Origin of the sequence: Rhizobium fabae, from assembly GCF_003985135.1 — a bacterium.
Taxonomy (GTDB): domain Bacteria; phylum Pseudomonadota; class Alphaproteobacteria; order Rhizobiales; family Rhizobiaceae; genus Rhizobium; species Rhizobium pisi.
Genome location: NZ_ML133647.1, coordinates 238636 through 258458, shown reverse-complemented (window position 1 = coordinate 258458; position 19823 = coordinate 238636). Strand labels below are relative to the sequence as shown.

General features: G+C 59.2%; 21 protein-coding genes and 1 pseudogene. 16 read left to right on the top strand and 6 right to left on the bottom strand.

Going from position 1 to position 19823, the window contains the following annotated elements; all coding sequences use genetic code 11:
• Window positions 1-130: 130 nt before the first annotated feature.
• The 6 genes from EFB14_RS32820 (at window position 131) to EFB14_RS07075 (ending at window position 7234) form a co-directional block, all read left to right on the top strand.
• Window positions 131-292 (top strand): hypothetical protein, encoded by a 162-nt coding sequence (locus EFB14_RS32820; protein ID WP_164737494.1) that lies wholly within the window; start codon window positions 131-133, stop codon window positions 290-292.
• A gap of 96 nt (window positions 293-388) precedes the next feature.
• Complete coding sequence (locus tag EFB14_RS07095; protein WP_126823942.1) at window positions 389-1231, top strand: PDDEXK family nuclease; 843 nt, start codon at window positions 389-391, stop codon at window positions 1229-1231.
• A gap of 110 nt (window positions 1232-1341) precedes the next feature.
• Window positions 1342-3630 (top strand): Mu transposase C-terminal domain-containing protein, encoded by a 2289-nt coding sequence (locus EFB14_RS07090; protein WP_126823940.1) that lies wholly within the window; start codon window positions 1342-1344, stop codon window positions 3628-3630.
• A gap of 11 nt (window positions 3631-3641) precedes the next feature.
• Window positions 3642-4712 carry an ATP-binding protein gene (locus tag EFB14_RS07085; protein ID WP_126823938.1) on the top strand — a complete coding sequence of 357 codons (1071 nt, stop codon included), beginning with the start codon at window positions 3642-3644 and terminating at the stop codon, window positions 4710-4712.
• Entirely contained in the window at window positions 4709-6118 is a 1410-nt protein-coding gene (locus tag EFB14_RS07080) for a TniQ family protein (protein ID WP_164737493.1), read from the top strand. The genes EFB14_RS07085 and EFB14_RS07080 overlap by 4 nt, the downstream gene beginning before the upstream one ends.
• 477 nt (window positions 6119-6595) lie before the next feature.
• Entirely contained in the window at window positions 6596-7234 is a 639-nt protein-coding gene (locus EFB14_RS07075) for a PDZ domain-containing protein (RefSeq protein WP_245438212.1), read from the top strand.
• 171 nt (window positions 7235-7405) lie between these two features.
• On the opposite strand, the gene EFB14_RS07070 is transcribed toward EFB14_RS07075, so the two are convergent.
• Window positions 7406-8377 (bottom strand): GGDEF domain-containing protein, encoded by a 972-nt coding sequence (locus tag EFB14_RS07070; protein ID WP_245438211.1) that lies wholly within the window; start codon window positions 8375-8377, stop codon window positions 7406-7408.
• A 264-nt stretch (window positions 8378-8641) separates the two neighbouring features.
• Between EFB14_RS07070 and EFB14_RS07065 the strand changes: the two genes are divergently transcribed.
• From EFB14_RS07065 to EFB14_RS07055, 3 genes are all read left to right on the top strand, one after another.
• The gene (locus EFB14_RS07065; protein WP_126823932.1) at window positions 8642-9742 is read left to right on the top strand and encodes a heparin lyase I family protein; all 1101 of its coding nucleotides are present in this window, start codon (window positions 8642-8644) and stop codon (window positions 9740-9742) included.
• Window positions 9743-9956: 214 nt separating this feature from the next.
• A complete protein-coding gene (locus EFB14_RS07060; protein WP_126823930.1) occupies window positions 9957-10868 on the top strand; it encodes an AraC family transcriptional regulator in 912 nt (303 codons plus the stop codon).
• A gap of 109 nt (window positions 10869-10977) precedes the next feature.
• Window positions 10978-11265 (top strand): putative quinol monooxygenase, encoded by a 288-nt coding sequence (locus tag EFB14_RS07055; protein WP_126823928.1) that lies wholly within the window; start codon window positions 10978-10980, stop codon window positions 11263-11265.
• A 90-nt stretch (window positions 11266-11355) separates the two neighbouring features.
• On the opposite strand, the gene EFB14_RS07050 is transcribed toward EFB14_RS07055, so the two are convergent.
• Window positions 11356-12246, bottom strand: a complete 891-nt coding sequence (locus EFB14_RS07050) for a LysR substrate-binding domain-containing protein (RefSeq protein WP_126823926.1) — start codon at window positions 12244-12246, stop codon at window positions 11356-11358.
• Between the two features lie 89 nt (window positions 12247-12335).
• Here EFB14_RS07050 and EFB14_RS33730 point away from each other — a divergent pair, with 89 nt between their 5' ends.
• A complete protein-coding gene (locus EFB14_RS33730; protein ID WP_281015386.1) occupies window positions 12336-12461 on the top strand; it encodes a hypothetical protein in 126 nt (41 codons plus the stop codon).
• A gap of 112 nt (window positions 12462-12573) precedes the next feature.
• Window positions 12574-13146, top strand: a complete 573-nt coding sequence (locus EFB14_RS07045; RefSeq protein ID WP_126823924.1) for a hypothetical protein — start codon at window positions 12574-12576, stop codon at window positions 13144-13146.
• Window positions 13147-13181: 35 nt separating this feature from the next.
• Here EFB14_RS07045 and EFB14_RS07040 read toward each other — a convergent pair whose 3' ends face one another.
• Together EFB14_RS07040 and EFB14_RS07035 are read right to left on the bottom strand one after the other, a co-directional pair.
• The gene (locus EFB14_RS07040; protein WP_126823922.1) at window positions 13182-13997 is read right to left on the bottom strand and encodes an endonuclease/exonuclease/phosphatase family protein; all 816 of its coding nucleotides are present in this window, start codon (window positions 13995-13997) and stop codon (window positions 13182-13184) included.
• Between the two features lie 94 nt (window positions 13998-14091).
• Window positions 14092-15555: a phospholipase D-like domain-containing protein gene (locus tag EFB14_RS07035; protein ID WP_126823920.1), complete on the bottom strand. Its 1464-nt coding sequence runs from the start codon at window positions 15553-15555 to the stop codon at window positions 14092-14094.
• An 80-nt stretch (window positions 15556-15635) separates the two neighbouring features.
• Here EFB14_RS07035 and EFB14_RS33335 point away from each other — a divergent pair.
• From EFB14_RS33335 to EFB14_RS07010, 5 genes and pseudogenes are all read left to right on the top strand, one after another.
• Window positions 15636-15725: pseudogene (locus EFB14_RS33335) on the top strand (UdgX family uracil-DNA binding protein); the annotation flags it as partial.
• 147 nt (window positions 15726-15872) lie between these two features.
• The gene (locus tag EFB14_RS07025; RefSeq protein WP_126823916.1) at window positions 15873-16130 is read left to right on the top strand and encodes a DUF2934 domain-containing protein; all 258 of its coding nucleotides are present in this window, start codon (window positions 15873-15875) and stop codon (window positions 16128-16130) included.
• Window positions 16131-16481: 351 nt separating this feature from the next.
• A complete protein-coding gene (locus tag EFB14_RS32815) occupies window positions 16482-16655 on the top strand; it encodes a hypothetical protein (RefSeq protein WP_164737492.1) in 174 nt (57 codons plus the stop codon).
• Window positions 16656-16891: 236 nt separating this feature from the next.
• Window positions 16892-17182, top strand: coding sequence for a DUF3175 domain-containing protein (locus EFB14_RS07015; protein ID WP_126823912.1), 291 nt, complete (start codon window positions 16892-16894; stop codon window positions 17180-17182).
• Between the two features lie 6 nt (window positions 17183-17188).
• Complete coding sequence (locus EFB14_RS07010; RefSeq protein ID WP_126823910.1) at window positions 17189-17914, top strand: glutathione S-transferase; 726 nt, start codon at window positions 17189-17191, stop codon at window positions 17912-17914.
• Between the two features lie 12 nt (window positions 17915-17926).
• Here EFB14_RS07010 and ligD read toward each other — a convergent pair whose 3' ends face one another.
• Together ligD and EFB14_RS07000 are read right to left on the bottom strand one after the other, a co-directional pair.
• Window positions 17927-18805, bottom strand: coding sequence for a non-homologous end-joining DNA ligase (gene ligD / locus EFB14_RS07005; RefSeq protein ID WP_126823908.1), 879 nt, complete (start codon window positions 18803-18805; stop codon window positions 17927-17929).
• A complete protein-coding gene (locus EFB14_RS07000) occupies window positions 18802-19809 on the bottom strand; it encodes a DNA topoisomerase IB (RefSeq protein ID WP_126823907.1) in 1008 nt (335 codons plus the stop codon). The genes ligD and EFB14_RS07000 overlap by 4 nt, the downstream gene beginning before the upstream one ends.
• Between the last annotated feature and the right edge of the window lie 14 nt (window positions 19810-19823).

Genomic DNA, 19823 nt, shown 5'->3' with positions numbered 1-19823 from the left:
GCATGCGCTGTACGGACGGTGTCCATGGTGGCGGGACTTTCGGCTGCCTAGCAGCCGATCGTCTTCGACAGCCAAGCGCGCAGATCGGTCTGACCGGTCAGCGATAACGCGTTTTGCCTTGGAGGGCACAGTGATCTTCGTACGCCGTTATCTCTCGTCGACCAATGTCAGCGGAACCGTGTCTTTGCCTTTCTCGGTGACGCTCGTGACTTCGCTGGTCGACGACAACCCTGTCGCGTCGACATCGCGCACACACACAACCTTCCCGCCCCGAATACGCCGCTGGGCGTAGCGGTTTCGCCTGCCTCGCAGGTGATCCGTTTGGGTAAACGTCGTCGGGCTCCGGTCCGCGTTGGATCGCGCATGCGCGCGGGAAAGGGGTAAGTGCATGAACCAGAAGGCCGTATTGCGCTACATGAAAGAGCAGCACTTCGGGCTCTTTCGAGATCGCGATTGGGGAGCCGTCCAGGTTCTCGATCCCGATGAAAACTGCCGTGGAACCTACGAAACGATCACGGTCGTCTCGGATGACGGTGAGGTCGTCGAGGACAAGCTCTACGTACCGATTGCCCACTCGACCGGAACCCGGCAGCCAACGCCGCGAACCAAGGCGCACAGCCGAGGCTATCTTCCCGATCCCGGCACGCGCCGGTCGGTTGGCTTCTCGAGCACGCTCGAACTGCATTGTGCCCTCATGTTGATGGCAAACCGGTTCGTGGAGGACGTCGAGGACCAGCCTCCTGCCGTCACCTACTACGATGACGACGGGAAATCTCACGAGCACACCTTCGACTATCGCGCGCGCTTTCGCTCGGGAACCCACCTAGCATTCGCTGTGAAGCCGTGGGAGCAACTCGAGAAGACGGGCCTGCGCGATCAGATCAAGCGCATTCGCCCGGTACTCGGCGAGTTTGCAAGCGATGCCATCATCATCACCGATCTCGAGCTGACCCCTGCTCGTGCTTGGAATGCCAAAAGCGTTCTTCGCGCGCGCCGGTTTCATAACGCCGCGAAATGCGAGGAAATGCGCGCGTTCGTGAAGACGCTGACCGGAGCTGTGAGCGCATTCGACGTCGCGATGCGCTTCAATGACTTCGGCGAGGCAATGAATGCCATCTGGTACCTCCTCTACGAGGGCGTCCTGGAGCAGCTCAACCCGGCGAAAAAGCTGTTCGACGAACCCTACGTAAAGCTGGCAGCTGGAGGAGAGGCCCGCAAATGGCTTGTCTAAATTCACGGCCGCCGACGACCGACACGTCCTAACGGTGCTGGGCCCGTAGCGCCGCCTTCCGGCACTCCCACACATCACTGTCGAATTTCAAATCTCATGGAGAGATAACGATGGACTATATCCACGGATACGAGCCTTCCAAATACCACTTCAACCGGAACGACGGCTTCGAGCGCCTGAGCATCCAGTATCGCTGGCACTCGACGGACTCGGCGGGCCATCGTCTCGAGCGGACTGACAACAACCTCATCGAGTTCTTCACGCACCGCCAGGTCGCGAACATGCTTGAAGACCGCAACGCGCCGCTGATCTTTAAGCGTAACCGTTACGGCGGCGACGATGCGGTCCTCGCTGAAGGCGTGCGCAAGTTCGCCGAGCAGCTGAGCGATGAAGAACAGGAGTTGACGCTGTTCAAGGAGGACTTCTGCAAGCGCTTCCTAAAGAAGGAGAAGGAGGAGCCGAACGTCTCCCGCTCGGACGCCAAGATGGAGAAGACGATTGGGGAGATCGTCGGTGACATCAAGGAGGACGCGAGGAAGGCCAGGGCCCCTGCTTCTCAAGGCGAAAAGAAGAAGAAGGACTACCGCAAGCAGAAAAAGGAGGACGTACAGGAAGCGGTGGCTGCCATCATCTTCATCCCGAGCCCGCGTTCCCTTCGCCGCTGGCTAGCGAAGTACGAAACGGTAAAAGATCGGATGGCTTTCGTCAGCAAGAATGGCCGTTGCCGGATCGGAACCTACTACTCACTCGAAGAAGAAGCCGTCCTCATGAAGCATGTCATGGGCTATGCTTCCGAGGACAAGCCTAGCATGATTGCTTGCTGGGACGCGATGGTCGAGGAAATCGAGGCCGCGAATAAGGAGCGCGAGGCCTCAGGTATTGGACGTAAGCTCCGAGTTCCGTCGCTCAAGACTCTCCAGAAGCGCATTCGTCAGCTTCCGCAAGCTCTCAAGGATCGCGCGCGCCTCGGCGAAGATGCCGCGACAGCTCTCTACCGCCCCGTCTACGAAGGCATCGAAGCACTTCGCCCACTTGAGCGTGTTGAGTTCGACGAGTGGAAAGTCGATCTGCAGACGCTGCTCGTATTGAGCGGCGTCACCAAAGGTTGGACGCAGAAGCAGCTCCGGGCGATCCCACGTGTTCGTATGGTGCTGACGGCGGCAATCGACGTCGCGACCCGCTGCCTCATTGCCTTTCGCGTACATCGGGAAGCGCCCTCGGTTTCGACGGCAATCGCTACCCTCGAACTGACGACCTTCGACAAAACCGAGTTCGCGAAGGCTTTCGGATGCATCACCCCTTGGTATATGCATGGCCACATTGAGCAGGTGGTTTTTGACTCGGCTACCTGGTTCACCGCTCAGGCTTTCCGCGTAACCCTGTCCGATTTGGGTACGAGCGTTTTCTTTCCACCCACCGGCGCTGCATCGGCACGAGGCACCATCGAGCGGTTCTTCAAGACCGCTAGCGCAAAAGCTTTAAGCTATTTCTCTGGCCGAACCTGGGGCTCGCCCGATGAACTGGGCGGCACAGATGCTCAGACTAACGCAAGCGTCACCTTCGACGACACGGTGAAGATCCTCTACCGGTTTTTCGTTGACGTATACCACAACACTCCACACGACGGTCTCGGTCACGAAAGCCCGCGCGACGCTTGGGATCGTCTAGCCCGTATGTACCGCGTGGGCCCGCCGGTCTTCGGTGACGAGCGTCGCCATATCTTTGGTGTCAACGTTCAACGCAAGGTACAGAAGACCGGCGTGACGTTCATGGGCATTGCTTACCAGTCTGCGGCGCTCCAGCAGTTTCGCCGTGGCAAGCGCGAACTTGAACTCTTGATCCGGGTTTCTCGCCACGATCTCGGAAAGATTTCGGTCTGGCTGGCGCGCGGCTGGGTTTCTGTGCCTGCGGTATTCCATGAAGAATTTTCCGGCATGAGCCTCTACGCTTGGTCGGCTGCGTGCAACGCCCTGCGCAGCGAAGACCAAGAGAAGAAGCGCTTGAGCCGTGAGGCCGTTCGAAAGGCCAAGGCCGACCTCAAGGCAAACGCTGCTGTGGCCCGTATGGAAGCCGGCCTCGGAAGCGCCTGCCTCAATGAGGAGGACTTCCTCGAGTGGGAGAAGAAGATCGACTTCCGCCTGGGTACGCAGGGTCCCGGCGAGGCAGTCCCCGAGGACTTCGCCAAGAACCTGGATCTGCCGATGCAGTTCTTCCTCGACATGGGCTTCACGGCTTCGACTGAAGCCGCAAACTACCTGGAAGATCCCCGCTACTCCAACAAAAAGGCGGAGGAGTCCCGTGCTCCCTCCAAGAACCCGGAAGACACCACGCGTCCTGCATCCAAGGTCGCGCCGATCCACGCTCGCGGCACCAAAACCGCGAATAAGTTCGACAATTAGGAGAAAAGCAAATGAACGACCGCGAATTTCTCGAAGCTTCGATCGCACATGCCCGCGCATCGATGGACCCCGACGAACTGGTGCTGCACGACCGCGTCGCCAAATTCCGGGCACGCTACATCGGGCTAGCGCGCGATGAAGAGCTGGTAAACGCCCTGACGGCGATGAAGGCCAGTATTGCTTCGCACTTCCACTACGGAAGCTCGGCACCCGATAAGCGCCGTATCGTCGCGGTCACGGGTCTCTCAGGCGCTGGAAAATCGCGCGCTCTCGAAGAGCATATGCGACGGATGTCGTTCGACGCATATGTGGACGGCGACAAGATGGGCGGTCGGCCTCTGCTCGTCTTCGATGCTCCCTCCCCTTGCACTCCTCGAAGCCTAGCCCTTGAAGGCCTTCGCGCGCTGGGAGTCCCGATCAAACCCAGTCGAAAGGAAAACGAAGCGTGGGCCGATTTTCGGATGTCGCTCAAGAGCCACCGGGTACACTACGTGCACATCGACGAGGCCCAGCACACGATTGAGACCGCGAACGCTCTCGAGAAAGCTAAGATCGCCGACGCTCTGAAACAACTGGTCCAGATGCCGGATTGGCCGGTGCGGCTGATCCTCTCGGGCGTTCCCCCCTTGGCTTACTTCCTCAGCAATTACCAATTGGCCAACCGTCGGACATCAGTCCCCTTTGAAGGCCTTGTGGGTGCTGCGGGGCTCGAGACCGTCAAGGAGGTTGTCCAGAAGGTAGTCGAGGTCCACGCGAAGCTGGTCACCGGCGACGACTTTCCGGGCGACTTCCACGAACGTGCACTGCACGCCGCTAGCGGCCAACTAGGTTCCCTTGTTCAGTTGGTACGCGGAGCCTGTGAGCGGGTCATCTTCGACCGTCGCGGCGTCGTGAGCTACACGGACTTTGCGGCCTTCTACGGGGAGTGGTCAGGATGCCGGACGCACGAGAACGTCTTCACGAGCGAAGATTGGACAGACCTCAAGCCAGAGGAAGCTTTGATGCGCGAGGAAGACTTTGCCTGGCGCGATGCCAAGGAGGAAAAGAAGGCGAAGAAGTTAAAGTTTGGACAGCGCCCATGACACGTTTGTCCCTTGTCCCCCCTCTCAACGCGTGGGAGACCCTCGCCAGCTATTGCTCCCGGGTCGCCGCCATGCATGGCTACTCGGCGTCAGAGTTCGGCAGAATGCTGGGATTCAACTTCGCCCGGGTGTGCGATGAGAAAGGGGACGACCTCGCCTACTTCGCCTATCTCGCAAACATTGACGCCCAAAATCTGGAGCTACGACGCCTGCCCTGGCTTGGAAAAATGTCGCGCCGTCTACTTGAGGAACCGGTCGCGGCGCGTTCACTTGCATGGGGAAAAATTTGTCCCCATTGCCTCGCGCAGGATGAGGCAACCGGGTCAGGACGACGCGGCTGTCGGGCATTTGCGCGGCTTCACTGGTTGCCCGATTTCGTTCTGAGCTGCGCTGAACACGAAACGGTGCTTGTTGAGTTGCCCAGTGAGCGATCGCCGCGGCAAGGCGATTTCATTGGAAGGCTGAACTCGTTTCCCGGCGGTATCGACGCCCTTCGTCAGGCGTCAGCCTTCGCCAGCCCATCGAAGTTTCAGCAGTATTGTTTGGCTAGGTTGAATGGTCACTTTCCGGGGGAAACTTGGGTGAACCGTCTTTCTCTGCAAGAGGCGTCGTTACTGGCGTACGGGGTTGGCCTGGCAGTCACCGGCGATCTCGACTCCTTTCGAAGTATCGAGAGCAAATTTCGTGTGTACGATGTCGGCTTCACTCGGATCGTCGAAAATGAAGATGAGTGCAATCAGCTACTCAGGACGATGGTGACAAAAAGAGCCGCTACGTCGCAAATCTTTGGCCCGCGTACCCACCTGGGTCCCTTCAATATCTGTCATGGGGACCTGTTCAATCGTGCGGGGTTTGAGAACGTCATCGAAATGGTATGGAAGGCTGCCATTGATGCGACTGGCCTCGAGCTGTTTCCACGGGCTCACTCTATGCTTAGTGAGACGACTTTGACGTCCCTGAGTAGGGCGTATCAAATGCCATTTTCGGTTGTGCGGCAGTCGTTGGAAAAGGCCGGTTTGATCCCTGAGGGAACAGAACGTTGGCGCGCGGGTACTGTACCTGTCGATAAGGACCTCGCTGCGGCGGCCCTCTGCTCCGTCAGTCAGTCCGACTGCGGAGGACGAATCTCGGGTTGGAAGTACCGTGCAATTCCTTACTACGATGACTTGAACGTCATGGACGCAATGGAGTTAGCCGAAAAGCTCGATGTTTCTCTCCCCGTAATCTCAGCCCTCATTTCTGATGGATATCTATCCGCTCTCGAAGTCCTCCGTGGTCGAAAGATTCTCGTGAGCAAAGTAGACGCAGAAAACTTCGTCAGCCGGCACAGTACCCATCCCCGGCATGAGGGCGATCTTCCCGTTATCACCGAGTACGAAGTCGGCGCGAATTTCTACCTTCTGTAGCAGCTTAATTCATTCTTTCGCCATCAGTTGCAGGCCGGGTCTTCCCGGCCTTTTTTTGTCCTCGCCGCGTTGGACACACCAGGGTTCCTTTTGAGGCGACCAGGGTTACTTTCCGGGTCGGGAAACACTGTGTTTTCACGATCTTTGGGCCAAGGGACAGTTCCTTCTCACAGTTTGCGACAGGGCGAAAAATGATTCCGAATGGCGGCATGTTGGCCGGAGTTAGGGACTGTCGATAAACAACTGAATCGTGTCTTTAGATCCTCCTATAGTCATAAATGACATAGCGCAGCTTATAGAACACGCATGCGTGCGAGGATCGCGTTACGCTTTTCCAATAAATTAGAGATCTATTAAAACTAGACTGCTATTCCTCGCACCCAGGCAAAGCCTGCATGCACTGTGTGGAGAAAAACATTGAAGGCCTCATATAACGCGCTACGCGCATTACTTATCGTTGCTAACATCGCATCACCTTTGGCTGGGCACGCCGCGGCGCCGCCGACGCATGAACTTCCCTCGCCTCAGATTTCCAAGGCGCTCGATGCATTGCTGTTGCCCGTCAACAAGGCCGTCATAAAGAAGTTCAAACTTGCCAAGGGCGAGCACGGCGTACTGGTGCTCTCGGTCAAGAAGGGCGGGGTCGCCGACAAGCAGGGGATCAAGCCGGGCGATGTGCTGTCGGAGGTTCACGGACACAAGGTTCACAAAGCTGTCGACGTCGACATCGCTGTCAGCCGCGACTTGAAAGCGGGCAAATCCGATATAGCTTTTGCCGTCCTTCGGGATAGTGCGCCGGTGGCTATCGCCGCCGTCATCACGCTTGAGGAGTACAACGAGGCCATCTCGGTCACGGAAGTTTCGAGCTGGGAGAGCGACACATCGGAGACGTCTTTCTCCTACTCCGAATATGTGTCCGAGGAAACGCAGACGATTGAGTCCTCCTATGAAAGCGAAGAGACAACCGTCGAAGAAGCAATGACGCAGGAAGAATCTTCCAGCGACGAGGAAACAAGCGAAGAGGCGAGCGACGATAGTTCCGAGGATGACGGCGGCGACGACGCTGGTGACGATGACGGCGGCGGCGATGACTCGGACGGCGATTCCGACGGATAATCATAGCCTGCCAAGGCGCTACCGCGTCTAACCCACCTGCCGCAACGGATCGGCCACCACGTCGTGGCCGATGCGATAATCGGGCGCGTCAGACGCGCCGCGCGAGGGAAGCCGCAATCAAACTCTGGGGTCTTTCCCGGTCAGACTGCGGCATTCTGACCAGGCAAGGCCCTAGCGGCGGCGCCGGATCACCCGGCCGCCGGGGTGAGCAATACCGGGATGACCAAGCCAAACCAATGCGAGCCGCTCGCCCGTCTGCTTGGCAAGATACATATAGCCGTCGGCGCGCTTCATGAATGAGGTCACGTCGTCGTCCGGTTGCAGCATCGTGACGCCGACTGCGGCGCCGAGTTCGACCACGGCACCTTCGATCGCCATTGGTTTGAAAATGCGGTCCATCGCGTCGGTGAGCGTCGGTTCGACATCGCTCAAATGAGCCGGGTCGACCTCAAGCAGAACGACAAATTCGTCGCCGCCAATGCGTGCAATGAAGTCGTTGGTTCGGAAACTTTCGCGAAAGCGGCTGGCAATCGTTCTCAGCACTTCATCGCCGGCGGCGTGTCCCATCGTGTCGTTGACGGCCTTGAACCCGTTGAAATCGACAAATGCCAGCACCAGGAGCTTTTCGCTCTCGTGCATCCGCTCCACATGCTGGGCGAGCACTTCGTCGAAACAGGCCCTGTTGGGAAGTCCCGAGAGTGCATCGGTTCGTGCCGACGCGCGCAACGCAAGTTCGATTTCATGCTGGTGTCGAACACGCGCGGAGACGTCGAGAATAACTTCAACGTCGAAGGAGACATCATCCACGATCGTGCGCTGCGCGGAAATCAACGTCGGAATGATCGTGCCGTCGGCATGCCGGATATCGACCTCCTCCAGCACATAGCCGCCATCTTCCTCGAGCATGCGATGTCTGCGATCACGCGCCGGGCTACTGATGGCAGCCCCCTCCGATGTCAGCGTCCTGCCGCGAATATCATCCCACTTCAGGCCCGTCAGACGCAGATAGGCATCGTTTACCTTGAGGTAGCTTGATGTCTCCGTATCGCTGGTCGAAATCGCCATCGCTATCGGCGCAAACTCGAACATTCGCATCAATATCGAGGTCAGAACCTGTGAAGGAAGTATTTCTTCGTCGGCCATACGTTTATCACCAAAAGGACGTCGGGCACCTTAGCGGACGAAAGTTAAGCTCTCCCTGACGACGGCGGCCAATGTAGAGCATTAATTTCCCATAACCCAAGCGAGCCGCGTTGCAGCGCCACCGCCGACCCCAATCGCACTGATATGCGGCCGCCGTCTCGAAACGCCGCCCTTGGGGCGACCTGAAGGATCCTTCTTGTCCAAACTTCAATCCGCTCGAGCATGTGATAATAATTCGCCGTGGCTCATGGACCGGGGATCAGCATGCGAGGTGCGTTTCTGACATTCGTCATTGCTCTTTCCGGCGGTGCCGCCTGCGCAGCAGGGCTCAAGGATAGCTTCGATTCAGACAGGCTGAATACGAAAAATTGGACGACGCAGCAGATACTGTCGCGTCAATACCAGTTCCAGAAACCCGGACGTTGCGGAAGCGCTGCCATCGACATCGTCACGACGGACGGCGACAACGGCCTCGAATGCGAAGACGACTGCCAGCGCGCCGAGTTGAGAACAACCAAAAAGACATGGCCGATTTTTGGTGACGAGGTTTGGTACCGTTTCAGCTTCAAGATAACCGGCGACATACCATCGACAGGAAGCGCCCGTTCGGTGATTGGTCAGTGGAAGGGTCCGGGCGATGGCAGCCCGATGATTGCTCAGCGGTTTGACAATGGAGTCTTCCACATCACCGTGCAGGACAACAACGTCCGACGCGTGGTCGCTAGGGCAGAAGGCGACCCAGATGCCTCGCTCTCGGCTCAGGCCTTGCTCGGAAATCTCCATCGCGACGAGCAGACGGTCAACGCGATCAATTCGCTGCAGTCTCTCGACCTCTTCACAAAAACGCAGCCGGACCTTTCGCAGCAGTTCTTCAAGAAGAACCTGATGGACAGCCTTGGCCCCGAGGCACAACCATCGGACTCCCAGCAGCTGTCGCAGGCGCTCGGACTGGGCGACCCCGCCCTGATCGGGCAATTCAACGCCCTTTCCTTCGTGGCGGAACCGGGAAAATACATCGGCAGGGCTGATATCGACATAGAGACGGAAGACAACCGCTCGCTTCCGGACCCACGCAAGGGCTGGGTCGACATGGTCTATCGCATCAAGCCGGGACGCACTGACAACGAGTATGGACCGCGACGTCCCGGCGAGATCGACATCTGGGCGAATGGTCAGAAGATCGTGTCTGTCAGAGGCAATATCGGCGCCACGCTGAAGAAGAACGATCCCCGGCCACTGGTAGGTCCGTATTTCAAGTTTGGAACCTACAGGCTACGCACACCCGGCACGTTCCATTTCCAACTCGACGAGTTCGCTCAGGCTTCGACGCAAGCGGGTCTGGGTCAAATCTGCGCCGCTCGCTGACATCACGCGCGCTTCCACAATCCTGAATTCACTGTCGCTCGGCCCATCGTGCGTCTAGATGAGCGCGTAACAGACGGAGGCGGGGCGAAGAAGTCTCGGCTCAGCTCGACATTTTTAAGTGCTTGTCGATCCTGGGCATGCATTTAGATCTTCACGTCGCAGCGAACCAATGGAGTAAACCATTCTCTCGTCATCCTTTGCCAATCCTGAGCCGGTGCAAATCGAGACCGGCTCTTTCGGCAAACTCGTGGAGCAGGTGCGTACGCTCGCCACATGCGCAGGGCAGACCGTCACCCCATCGCCCGATATATGGGTTTTCCGGTCGGACTCGCCCATCTCCTATGTCCGCAGCTACTCCTCGATGATGAATATCGCAGTCGCAGTGTCCGGGCAAAAGACTGTTCGGATAGGCAATCATATCAAGGTCAATGATCCGAAGAACTACCTTTTGATGCATGGAAGCACGCATTATCAGGCAAGCGTCGATGCCAGTCCTGATACCCCTTACATAGCCCTGAAACTGCAACTTTCCCCCGGCATTCTCGGTCCCACCCTGCTCGAGCTTGCGGATCTGGGAGGACTTCGAGACGGCGCCCTTGAACCACCGCCGCCGGTGTTCGTGGGTCCGGTTGAAGACACCTTCGCCGAGCCGCTCTGCAGGTTGCTGACATGTCTCGATCATCCGCTGGAGCGGCGCATGCTCGTGCCCTTATACCTGCGGGAAATTGCATTCCGGCTGCTGCGTTCGGATGCTGCCAGCCTCCTGCGGGCGTCTATCACGCGTGAACATACACGCGTCCTGCGAGCCATCCGCTTCATCGAAGAAAACGCCGATGCCGGAATAACGGTCCAGGCGATGGCCGAGTCAGTTGCGATGAGCGGATCACATTTCGCGCATCGCTTTCGTGAGATTACCGGTGTTTCGCCCATTCAATACCTGAAGAGAATTCGCCTGGAAAAAGCTCGGCTCCTGCTGCTCGAAGGCGATCTGTCGGTGAGCGTTGCCGCGGAAGAGACGGGCTATGCCAGCACGTCCCATTTCTCACGTGATTTCCGGAGGCAATTCGGCCTCAGCCCAACAGGCTACGTCCAGTCATTCAAGGAGCACGTCGCGGTTATCCCATGAAGGCGGCTATATAGCAGGATTGAGCAGCTCTTTCGCTGCTCTCGGCATGGCTTCATCGTCGTTGGTTTGAGAAAACCGCTCCAGACGACAAACCCACTGGAGAAACGACATGAGCATCTTACTGACTATCGCATTCGAGGCGAAACCCGATAGGCTGACGGCATTTTTGGAGCTTCTTGCAACCGTGAAGGCAGAGCTTCCGGGAACCGCTGGCTGCGAGAATATTCGCATCCTTCAGAAGATCGACGAGCCAACGTCCGTCTCGCTGATAGAGACGTGGGGCTCGAGGGTCGAACATCAAGCGCATGTCGAGGCCATCGTGGCGAACGGCGGATGGAATCACGTCATGTCCCACCTCGCGAGCCCGCCGGTGAGTTTCTATTTTCAGGAGGCGTAGCGCCGTCATACGACGGCGGCCGGGAAACGAGCTCCCGGACTTTCCAGTCGCACCACAGGGATAGCCGAGCTTCGGCGATAGCGCCCGTTTTCAAAGCTCTTCGATCCGGGACCTGATCCAGCGAACGAAGAGCGAGGCGGCCGGGCTGAGCCGGGCGAAACTGCGCGCGACCAGCCAGTAAGCGCCGAGAGGAATGGCGAGATCGAAGAGGCGAAGCAGCCGGCCCGCTTTGATCTCCTCCTCGGCGAAGATCTCGTTCATCAGCGCTATGCCCTGCCCGCGCAGAACGGCCTGCATCACCAGGCCGCCGTCAGCATAGACCGGCCCGCGCGCCGTTTCCGGCATCGCAACACCGGCTGCCTCGAACCAGCGCGACCACACGTCCCTGTTTTCCTCGTGCAGCAGCGTGTGGCGCAGAATATCCTCCGGCCGCTCGATCGCAGGCCCGGCCTCGAGCAGTGCAGGTGCTGCCACCGCTATCATGCTGACACCGGCAAAATGCTCGCTCTCGGTCCTTGGCCACGTGGTCGCGACAGCGCCGTGGCGGATGGCGATCTCCGCCTGCCCGCTCCGGAATTCGACCAACCGCGGATCGGAGTCGATCGTCACGTCGATATCGGGATGCCGCTGGCGAAACTCCGGCAGGCGAGAAACGAGCCAGCATGCCGCGAAGGAAGGTTCCGCGCTGACCGTCGCCGCCGCCGCCCTCGGCCGGCCGCGGATCTCTTCCAGGCATTCATCGATCCGGTCGAAGGATTGCGTCAGGATGGCGAGCAGCCTGGCTCCGGAGGGGGTGAGATGGACGCTGCGATGGCGCCGCTCGAAAAGCGCTCCGCCCAGCAGCGCTTCCAGCTCGCGGATCTGCCGGCTGACCGCCGCCTGCGAAATGAACAGTTCCTGCGCAGCCAGCGTGAAGCTTTCGAGACGGCCGGCGACCTCGAATGTGCGCAAGGCCGTCAATGGCAAGCGTCCGCGCTTCATCCATAACCTCAAGTCATTCGAAAGCGACGATAAACTCGTTTGAACGCGCCAGGCAAGAGGGGCCAAATGATCGCGAAGGAGAGATGTCGATGTGCAAGCGAATATTCGAGATCCTGCTCGACGTCATCACGCTCGCGACCTTTCAGTCGCGGCCGATCGAGGGGCGCAGACGTCATCCCTTTCGACAGGGTTCTAAATCCGGTATCACAACATGATTTTCAGATACCCACGCCGATGGACGCTTGCTGCCACGCAAGCGTCCATTGTGCCTTCGAGCATGCCATGGGATGCTCTGAGGAAGGGTATAGCCCAGGGATAGGCTGAAGAATGCGCGACTATGTGAAAAGTCGAGACTTTCATCGACATATGCGTTCGCTGCTGGCTTCGAGATTTCAGGAACTCGGCTGGAAACCGCAAACGGGCAAGTGCAGCTTTGCCCGTGGCAGAAGGATTTGTTGGCTACAAATATCCCAGCATTCGAACCGCATTTTAGGCAGCAAATTTACGATCAACATGACGGAAGGCTCTGGCCGCTCTGGCGACACGAGAATACTTCACCGCCTGAACGAGGCGGATCGAGCCATTGGCAAAGCTTTGGAAGAGCGCATCATCGCGCGCCTTCCCAGGCCCGATCCTGACCCGGAGGTTGAAGTTGTCGGAGAGGACGGCGGAACCCTACTGGTAAAACTGGGCGATCTCGTTCGAGCAAATCCAAAACAATGGGACGCTCCCTCCGACGTCTGGCTGCCTTATTTCAGCAAAAATGATCTCGACGATTGGGCTGCATTTCTCCTGCCTCGCCTTGACCGGCTGATCGCGTCTTCCTCCTCCGAAATGACCGACCCGTTGTTGTGGTTCCAGCGGCTTCGCCATCTCACGGGCTTGTTTCGCTCAAAGTGAGAGATACCCGACAAACTCGCTGACCCCAGCGGATTTTAACCGCCCGCCGGCTTCAGATCGACAAGCGCCTTGATCGGCAGGTGGTCCGAGGCAATGCGCGCCAGCGGCGTGTCGTGCGCTTCTACCTCCGAAATGATACCCCTGCGATTGGCGATGATGCGGTCGAGCGCCAGCAGTGGCAGGCCGGCGGGAAAGCTCGGGATGGCGGGCGGCAGCTCTCCGAAGGCGGATTGGAAAGTGTTGAGCGAAGACCGATCGCCGAGCCGCCATTCGTTGAGGTCACCGAGCAGGATGGTCGGCATCTCATGCCTGTCGTTGATGAGGTCGACGAGGGTGCGGGCCTGCTGGGCTCTGCTATGGCGCAACAGGCCGAAATGCGCGGCGATGATGCGCAGCACCCCGCCCTCTTCGAGTTCGATTTCGGCGACCAGCGCGCCGCGCGGCTCCAGTCCCGGCAGCTTGACCTGGTGCACGTCATGCACCAGTCCCTTCTTGAAGAGCACGACATTGCCGTGCCAGCCATGCGCCTTCGCCATGCCGGCGACCGGCACCGGGATCAGTCCCGTCTCCCGCTCCAGCCGGCCGAGATCGAGAATGCCCGTGCGCTCGCCGAAGCGCGTATCGGCCTCCTGCAGCGCAATCACGTCGGCGCCGATTTCATGGATCACCCGGCTGGTGCGCTCCGGATCGAAGCGCCTGTCGGTGCCGACGCATTTGTGCACATTGTAGGAGGCGATCAGCGTTCCCGCACTGCGCGGCCTTGCCTCGGTGTAGGCTGGATCAAGCCGCTTTTTCCTGCTCCTGATCGAGGCGAGAATACTGGAGGGAAGACTATCTCTTTTGGCGTGCATCGGACGGCGCACTTGTTCCGTTGATCAAAAAAGCTTCTCTCCGAGTATAGGCATGGCGGCGGAACTTGCCATGTCCGATCACAGAAAAATCCGCTCAGAGATAGGGTGAACCCAACCATAGCACCTTCTCGAGCAGCCGCACCGGGAAAGGCCGCGCGCGCAGTCCCTCCAGCGTCACCGGCGTTGCCGATTTCAGGGTTTCCTCGATATGCTCGTCGATCTCGGCGGCAAAACCCTCGTTCAGCACTTCGAGATCGACCTCGAAGTTCAGCCTGAGCGAGCGTGGGTCGAGATTGGAGGAGCCGACATAGGCCCAGGTGCCGTCGATCGTCAGCAGCTTCGAATGGCTGAAGCTGCCGGTCGAGCGCCAGATGCGGCAGTAATTGTTGAGAATCTGGTCGAATTGCGCCGTCATCGCCCGGTCGACCAGCATGAGATTGTTGACATCAGGCACGACGATATCGACTTCGACGCCGCGCCGTGCCGCCGTCACCAGGGAACTGATGAGCTCCCGATCCGGCAGGAAATAGGGCGACATGATGCGGATCGATTGGCGCGCCACGGAAAAGGCGCCCATCAGCATCTTGTGGTTGGTCTCCACACTCCGGTCCGGCCCGGAGGCGACGACACGCATCAGAATGGGATCGCCGGGGCTGCGCTGCGGCGGTTCGATGCGCCAGGCCTCACCGTTCAACAGTTCCTGGGTGGAGAAGCGCCAGTCTTCGGCGGCAAGGTCGAAAAGGTCGGCGACGACAGGGCCGGTGACGCTGAAATGCGTGTCGTGGGCAAAGCTCTCGCCCGTCGCCTCTTCGCTGAAGCCTGCCCTGATGTTCATTCCGCCCGTCAGCCCGATTTTACCGTCTGCGATCAGGATCTTGCGGTGGGTGCGCAGATTGGCATAGGGCAGCCGCAAGCCCATGATGACGTTGCCGTTGAAGACCGCGACGGTGACGCCGCCTTCCTTGAGATGGCCGAGAATGCTCGGCACCGAATAGCGCGCGCCGACCGCGTCGATCAGCACTCGGACCTCCACACCGCGCCGCGCCGCCGCAATCAGCGCATCGGCGATGCGAAGACCGATCTGGTCTCGGTCGAAAATATAGGTTTCGAGCAGGATGCTGCGCGTTGCCTCGTCGATGATCGACTTCATCGCCGCATAGGCCTCGTCACCGGTCTCCAGCATGTCGATGGTGTTGCCCGATGTCAGCGGATTGCGCGTCACCCGGTCGCCCAGCGTCTGCAGCGCCGCGAAACGGCGGCCGAACTGGCTGATCACCGTCTCGGTCTCGGCATCGAAAGTCTCCAGCTCGTCGATCTCGGCCGCGCGCAGCAGCGCGTCGCGGCGGATGCTCAGCGATTTGCGGCGAATGCGATTGATGCCGGCAATCGCGTAGACCAACGCCCCGATAATCGGAGACAGGATGATGACGCCGACCCAGCCGGTCGCGGCACGCACCTCCTCCTTGGTCATGGCGGCATGGATCGCCGCCGTGGTCCCCATGGCGATTGAAACGACAAAGAGGATATGCGGCCAGTAGGTCGACAGGAGATAGAACATCGCTGGCAAATATAGCCGCGAAACGGCGGCGTTCAATCGCGCCGCCGTTCTCCCATGACGCGAAATTTTTCGCCGTGATTATTTTGCGCACCCGCGACGAGGCGGGCCAGCGCCGACAACGCCGAGATTTCGTCTCAGATCTGCACAAGGCGGTCGAGTTTTTGGGCTGAATGAACGCCTATTCTCAACCCTGATATGCTGCAATGCGAAAATATTTACGGTTGTAGCGCGATTTCGCTTGAAAGAGCCCCGTTCCTCTGGAACCATCTCGGCAGTATCGCGTTCGAACGACGGCATCATGTGACTGGAGATCAGCGATGACAGAAACTCGGGATGAGTGGATCAAAAAACGTGCATACGCCCTCTGGGAAGAAGAGGGTTACCCGACAGGGCGAGATTCCATCCATTGGGAACAGGCACGACACGAGCGCGACACGCTCGAGGGTTCGGCAGCAAATTCCAACGGCAAGGAAGTCAAGGCCAAGGCAAAACGCACTGTGACGGGCAGCAAGACGACCAACGGTGTCGTTAAACCGGCGCCGAAGCGGACCGCGAGCCGCAAGACGGTGTCCTGAGCACAGGCATATCGAGCAAGTCGACTAAAAAAGGGCGCCGTCACGACGCCCTTCGATTTCGTTTGTCATATGTCTGAATTAGTTGTGCTTTATTGAATTGTGAGGGCGGCTTTTTATGCGGGGGTGAACAGAGGCCGGATGATATTGCATGCTTTGAGGCTTCCCCAAAAATTTGAGCCCGCGCGACAATCCCGAACAGAACACAGCCTGTTCCGGGAACAGGAAGATGCACCGATTGTTTATGGCGAAACAGGGGAAGTTGCCATGAACGACGGCCACGCCAATATTCATTTCCTTCCGCCCTCTAGAGTCAGCGGCCGCGTTCCGGCCGGGATCGTGTGAGGAATGGAGATGTCGCTTCTGCTCATCGCCGCCCTGCTCTACCTCGGTCTCGCACTCGGGTTCATCCTTATCGTCGACAATCTCGTCGGCCTGGTTTTCCGCGATCCGCGCGCGCCGCTGCAACTGCCCTCCTTCGACATCAGCCGCGCCTTCGCTGCATCGCAAAAACTCTATCGAAAATAGAGGTCACGGGCGCGCCCGCAGACCGGCGATCCCTTGCCGTTGATGTCGATCGCGCCTTTTCCATCGGCTTTGACGATGTGTTTTCCGATGCTCTCGCGGCCCTTCTCCGAATCCACACCTTGCGATCGACGACCATATGGCCGGAACTTTTGGGCTCCTGACTGGTTCGATCTCTTTGCAAGCTGGAAGAGGTGACGGTGACTGACCGCCGGCCGCATCAGTAAAGGGATTTCGACATGGCCAAATCGAAGAAGAAACGGTCGCAGGACATCACCGAACACAGCGACGCGCTGGACCTGAAGGAAGGCGTGTTCACATCGAACGATCCGAAGAAGATTGCCCGCTCCGTCAAGCATTCCGCGGAGGAAAGCCATCGCCGCAAATCGAGCCCCTTTCGTGCCGCGATGTCGATGCTCACCTTCTATATCAACCGCGCCGGCGACCAGCTGACAAAAAAGCGGCGAGGCACCCTTGAAAAAGCCAAGGACGAACTGCGAAAAGACTTCGGTCGGGAACCAAAGGGTTAGGTGCGGATGGCATACGAGCTTTACTACTGGGACGGCATCCAGGGCCGCGGTGAATTCGTCCGGCTGGCGCTGGAAGAAGCCGGCGCCGATTACATCGACGTCGCCCGCCAGCCTACGCGCGGGACGGGTGCCATGTTCGCCATCATGGAGAGTGAAAGCGAGCCGCACATACCCTTTGCGCCGCCCTTCCTGAAAGACGGCGACCTCATCATCCCGCACGTCGCCAATATCCTGTTCTATCTCGGGCCGAAGCTCGGTCTGGCGCCTGAGGACGAAGGGCTCCGCTATGTCGTCAACGGGCTGCAGCTCACGGTCACCGATTTCGTTGCCGAGGTGCATGATACGCACCATCCGATCGACATTTCGCTCTATTACGAGGACCAGATGCCGGAGGCAAAAGCCCGCTCGGCCGCTTTCATCCGCGAACGCATCCCCAAATTCCTCGGTTATTTCGAGCGCGTGTTACGCCAGAATCCTGAAGGTCCCGACCATATGGTAGGGAATGCGCTCACCTATGTCGACCTCTCGCTCTTTCAGGTGATCGAGGGCCTGGCCTATGCCTTCCCGAAAGCCATGGCGAACCGCAAGGCGGAATATCCCGCCCTGCTGGCCCTGCATGATGCTGTGGCGAAGCGTCCGAATATCGCCCGCTATCTCGCCTCCCCCCGCCGCCTCGCCTTCAACGAGGAAGGGGTTTTTCGGCACTATCCCGAGCTCGACAGCACGGGATGAGGCAAGAGCTGTTTATGCGAGCGGCACGGCCGCATCGAAGAAATCGCCCCAGGGGTGCTTCGCCCGGGTCTCCAGTCGCGGCGCCACATTGGCGAGCGTGAAGGCGGCCGGGCCGGCTAACCCCTGCAATTCCTGCCAATCCAGCGGCATCGAAACCGGTGCACCGGCTCGTGCCCGCGTCGAATAGGCCGCGACCGCTGTGTTGCCGCGGCCGTTGCGGAGATAATCGATGTAGATATGCCCGCTGCGTTTTGCCTTCGTCGCGGTTGCCAGATATTTCTGTGGCGCGTCGGCCGACATGCTTTCGGCAAGCGAATGGGCGAAGTCCTTGACCTCGGTCCAGCCGGCCTTCGGCGCAAGCGGCGTCACCACATGCAGTCCCTTGCCACCCGACGTCTTGACGAAGGCAGCCAGGCCACGCGCTTCCAGCCGCGCCTTCACGTCAAATGCGGCGGCGATCACCGCGGACCAGGCGACGTCCTCGCCGGGATCGAGGTCCATGGTGATCATATCGGGCCTTTCCCAATCGTCGGTCGTCGTCCCCCAGGGATGGATTTCCAGCACGGCCGATTGCACCAGCGCCACCAGGCCATTGAAATCGGCGATGCGCAGCAGCTTTTCGCCGTCCGGATCCTGCGGGTCGGCGATCTCCTCGATATGCGCATTCATGCCTTTCCAGGCATGTTTCTGGAAAAACCGCTGTTGGGCCTTTATCCCGTCCGGCAGACGCAGCAGCGCCAGTGGCCGGTTGACGACATAAGGCGCCATGAACGGCCAGACCGCGGCATAGTAGTCCGCGAGTGCCTGCTTGGTCACGCCCTCATCAGGCCAGTAGAGCCGGTCGGGATGGGTCAGCGATACATCAGATGCCGGTGGAGTTCTGGGGCTCATTCTTCGATCTCGCGTGTGAGGAAATCAAGTAGCCTGTTTTCTTCGGTCCGCAAGCCCCGCAGCGGCTCGCTGCCGCTTTCGATCAGCGGATGATCGTTGCCGGCAAGCGCGATGATCGCGGGATGGATATAACTCGAGCGCGAGATCGCCGGCGTGTTGTGCAGTGCCTCGGCCGCGGCCTCCGACATGTCCTTCACCGTCGGCCGGCTACCGCTTGCGATCCTCTCGCGCGCCGCGCCGAAGGCTGCCAGCGATCCCGCCCAAGTGCGGAAGGTCTTCGCCGAAATGGGGATGCCCGAAATCTCGGCGAGATAAGCGTTCAACCGGCCGGAATCGACCGGCTTCAACGCCCCGCTTTCATCCTTCCAGACGAACAGCTGGCGCCCGGGCAGATCGGCTATCTCCTCCAGGATTTTCTGCAGCCTGGGATGTTTGAGGCTGCGCTGGACGCGCTTGCCGCCCTTGGCGCGAAATTTCAGCTCTATCTGCCCGTCGACGATCTTCAGGTGGCGTTTCAGCAGCGTCGTGGCGCCATAGGTGTCGTTTTCCCTAACATAGGCCTGGTTGCCGACGCGCAAATGCGCCTCGTCGAGCAGCGTCGTCAAAGCCGCAAGCACGCCGTTGATATCTTCCGCACCGGTGTCGAGGTGACGCAGCACCGTCCGGCGTATCTTCGGTAGCGCCCGGCCGAACTCGATCAGCTGATGGAATTTTCCGGCACTTCGGAAGGATTGCCATTCCTTGTGGTAGCGGTATTGCTTGCGCCCGCGCGCATCGAAGCCGGTCGCCTGCAGATGGCCGTTGTCGTAAAGGCAGATCCAGACATTCTCATAGGCCGGCGGCAGACCCAGCGCGCCGATGCGCGCCCGCTGCGATTGGTCGGCCAGCGTCTTGCCGTCAGGCATCACATAGCTGAAGCCCTTGCCCTTCCTGCGTCTGCGGATGCCTGGTTCGGCATCGCTGACATAGACGAGACCAAGTTCGGTGATGGCTTCGGCATTCATGTTTTCCGCGACCT

Coding starts and splice junctions, on each gene's coding strand:
- EFB14_RS07015 (WP_126823912.1), top strand. CDS start 16,892: ATGGCCAAATCGAAGAAGAAACGGTCGCAGGACATCACCGAACACAGC.
- EFB14_RS07000 (WP_126823907.1), bottom strand. CDS start 19,809: ATGAATGCCGAAGCCATCACCGAACTTGGTCTCGTCTATGTCAGCGAT.
- EFB14_RS07090 (WP_126823940.1), top strand. CDS start 1,342: ATGGACTATATCCACGGATACGAGCCTTCCAAATACCACTTCAACCGG.
- EFB14_RS07010 (WP_126823910.1), top strand. CDS start 17,189: ATGGCATACGAGCTTTACTACTGGGACGGCATCCAGGGCCGCGGTGAA.
- EFB14_RS07025 (WP_126823916.1), top strand. CDS start 15,873: ATGACAGAAACTCGGGATGAGTGGATCAAAAAACGTGCATACGCCCTC.
- EFB14_RS07035 (WP_126823920.1), bottom strand. CDS start 15,555: ATGTTCTATCTCCTGTCGACCTACTGGCCGCATATCCTCTTTGTCGTT.
- EFB14_RS07065 (WP_126823932.1), top strand. CDS start 8,642: ATGCGAGGTGCGTTTCTGACATTCGTCATTGCTCTTTCCGGCGGTGCC.
- EFB14_RS07055 (WP_126823928.1), top strand. CDS start 10,978: ATGAGCATCTTACTGACTATCGCATTCGAGGCGAAACCCGATAGGCTG.
- EFB14_RS07070 (WP_245438211.1), bottom strand. CDS start 8,377: ATGGCCGACGAAGAAATACTTCCTTCACAGGTTCTGACCTCGATATTG.
- EFB14_RS07095 (WP_126823942.1), top strand. CDS start 389: ATGAACCAGAAGGCCGTATTGCGCTACATGAAAGAGCAGCACTTCGGG.
- EFB14_RS07040 (WP_126823922.1), bottom strand. CDS start 13,997: ATGCACGCCAAAAGAGATAGTCTTCCCTCCAGTATTCTCGCCTCGATC.
- EFB14_RS32815 (WP_164737492.1), top strand. CDS start 16,482: ATGTCGCTTCTGCTCATCGCCGCCCTGCTCTACCTCGGTCTCGCACTC.
- ligD (WP_126823908.1), bottom strand. CDS start 18,805: ATGAGCCCCAGAACTCCACCGGCATCTGATGTATCGCTGACCCATCCC.
- EFB14_RS33730 (WP_281015386.1), top strand. CDS start 12,336: ATGTGCAAGCGAATATTCGAGATCCTGCTCGACGTCATCACGCTCGCG.
- EFB14_RS07050 (WP_126823926.1), bottom strand. CDS start 12,246: ATGAAGCGCGGACGCTTGCCATTGACGGCCTTGCGCACATTCGAGGTC.
- EFB14_RS07080 (WP_164737493.1), top strand. CDS start 4,709: ATGACACGTTTGTCCCTTGTCCCCCCTCTCAACGCGTGGGAGACCCTC.
- EFB14_RS07045 (WP_126823924.1), top strand. CDS start 12,574: ATGCGCGACTATGTGAAAAGTCGAGACTTTCATCGACATATGCGTTCG.
- EFB14_RS07085 (WP_126823938.1), top strand. CDS start 3,642: ATGAACGACCGCGAATTTCTCGAAGCTTCGATCGCACATGCCCGCGCA.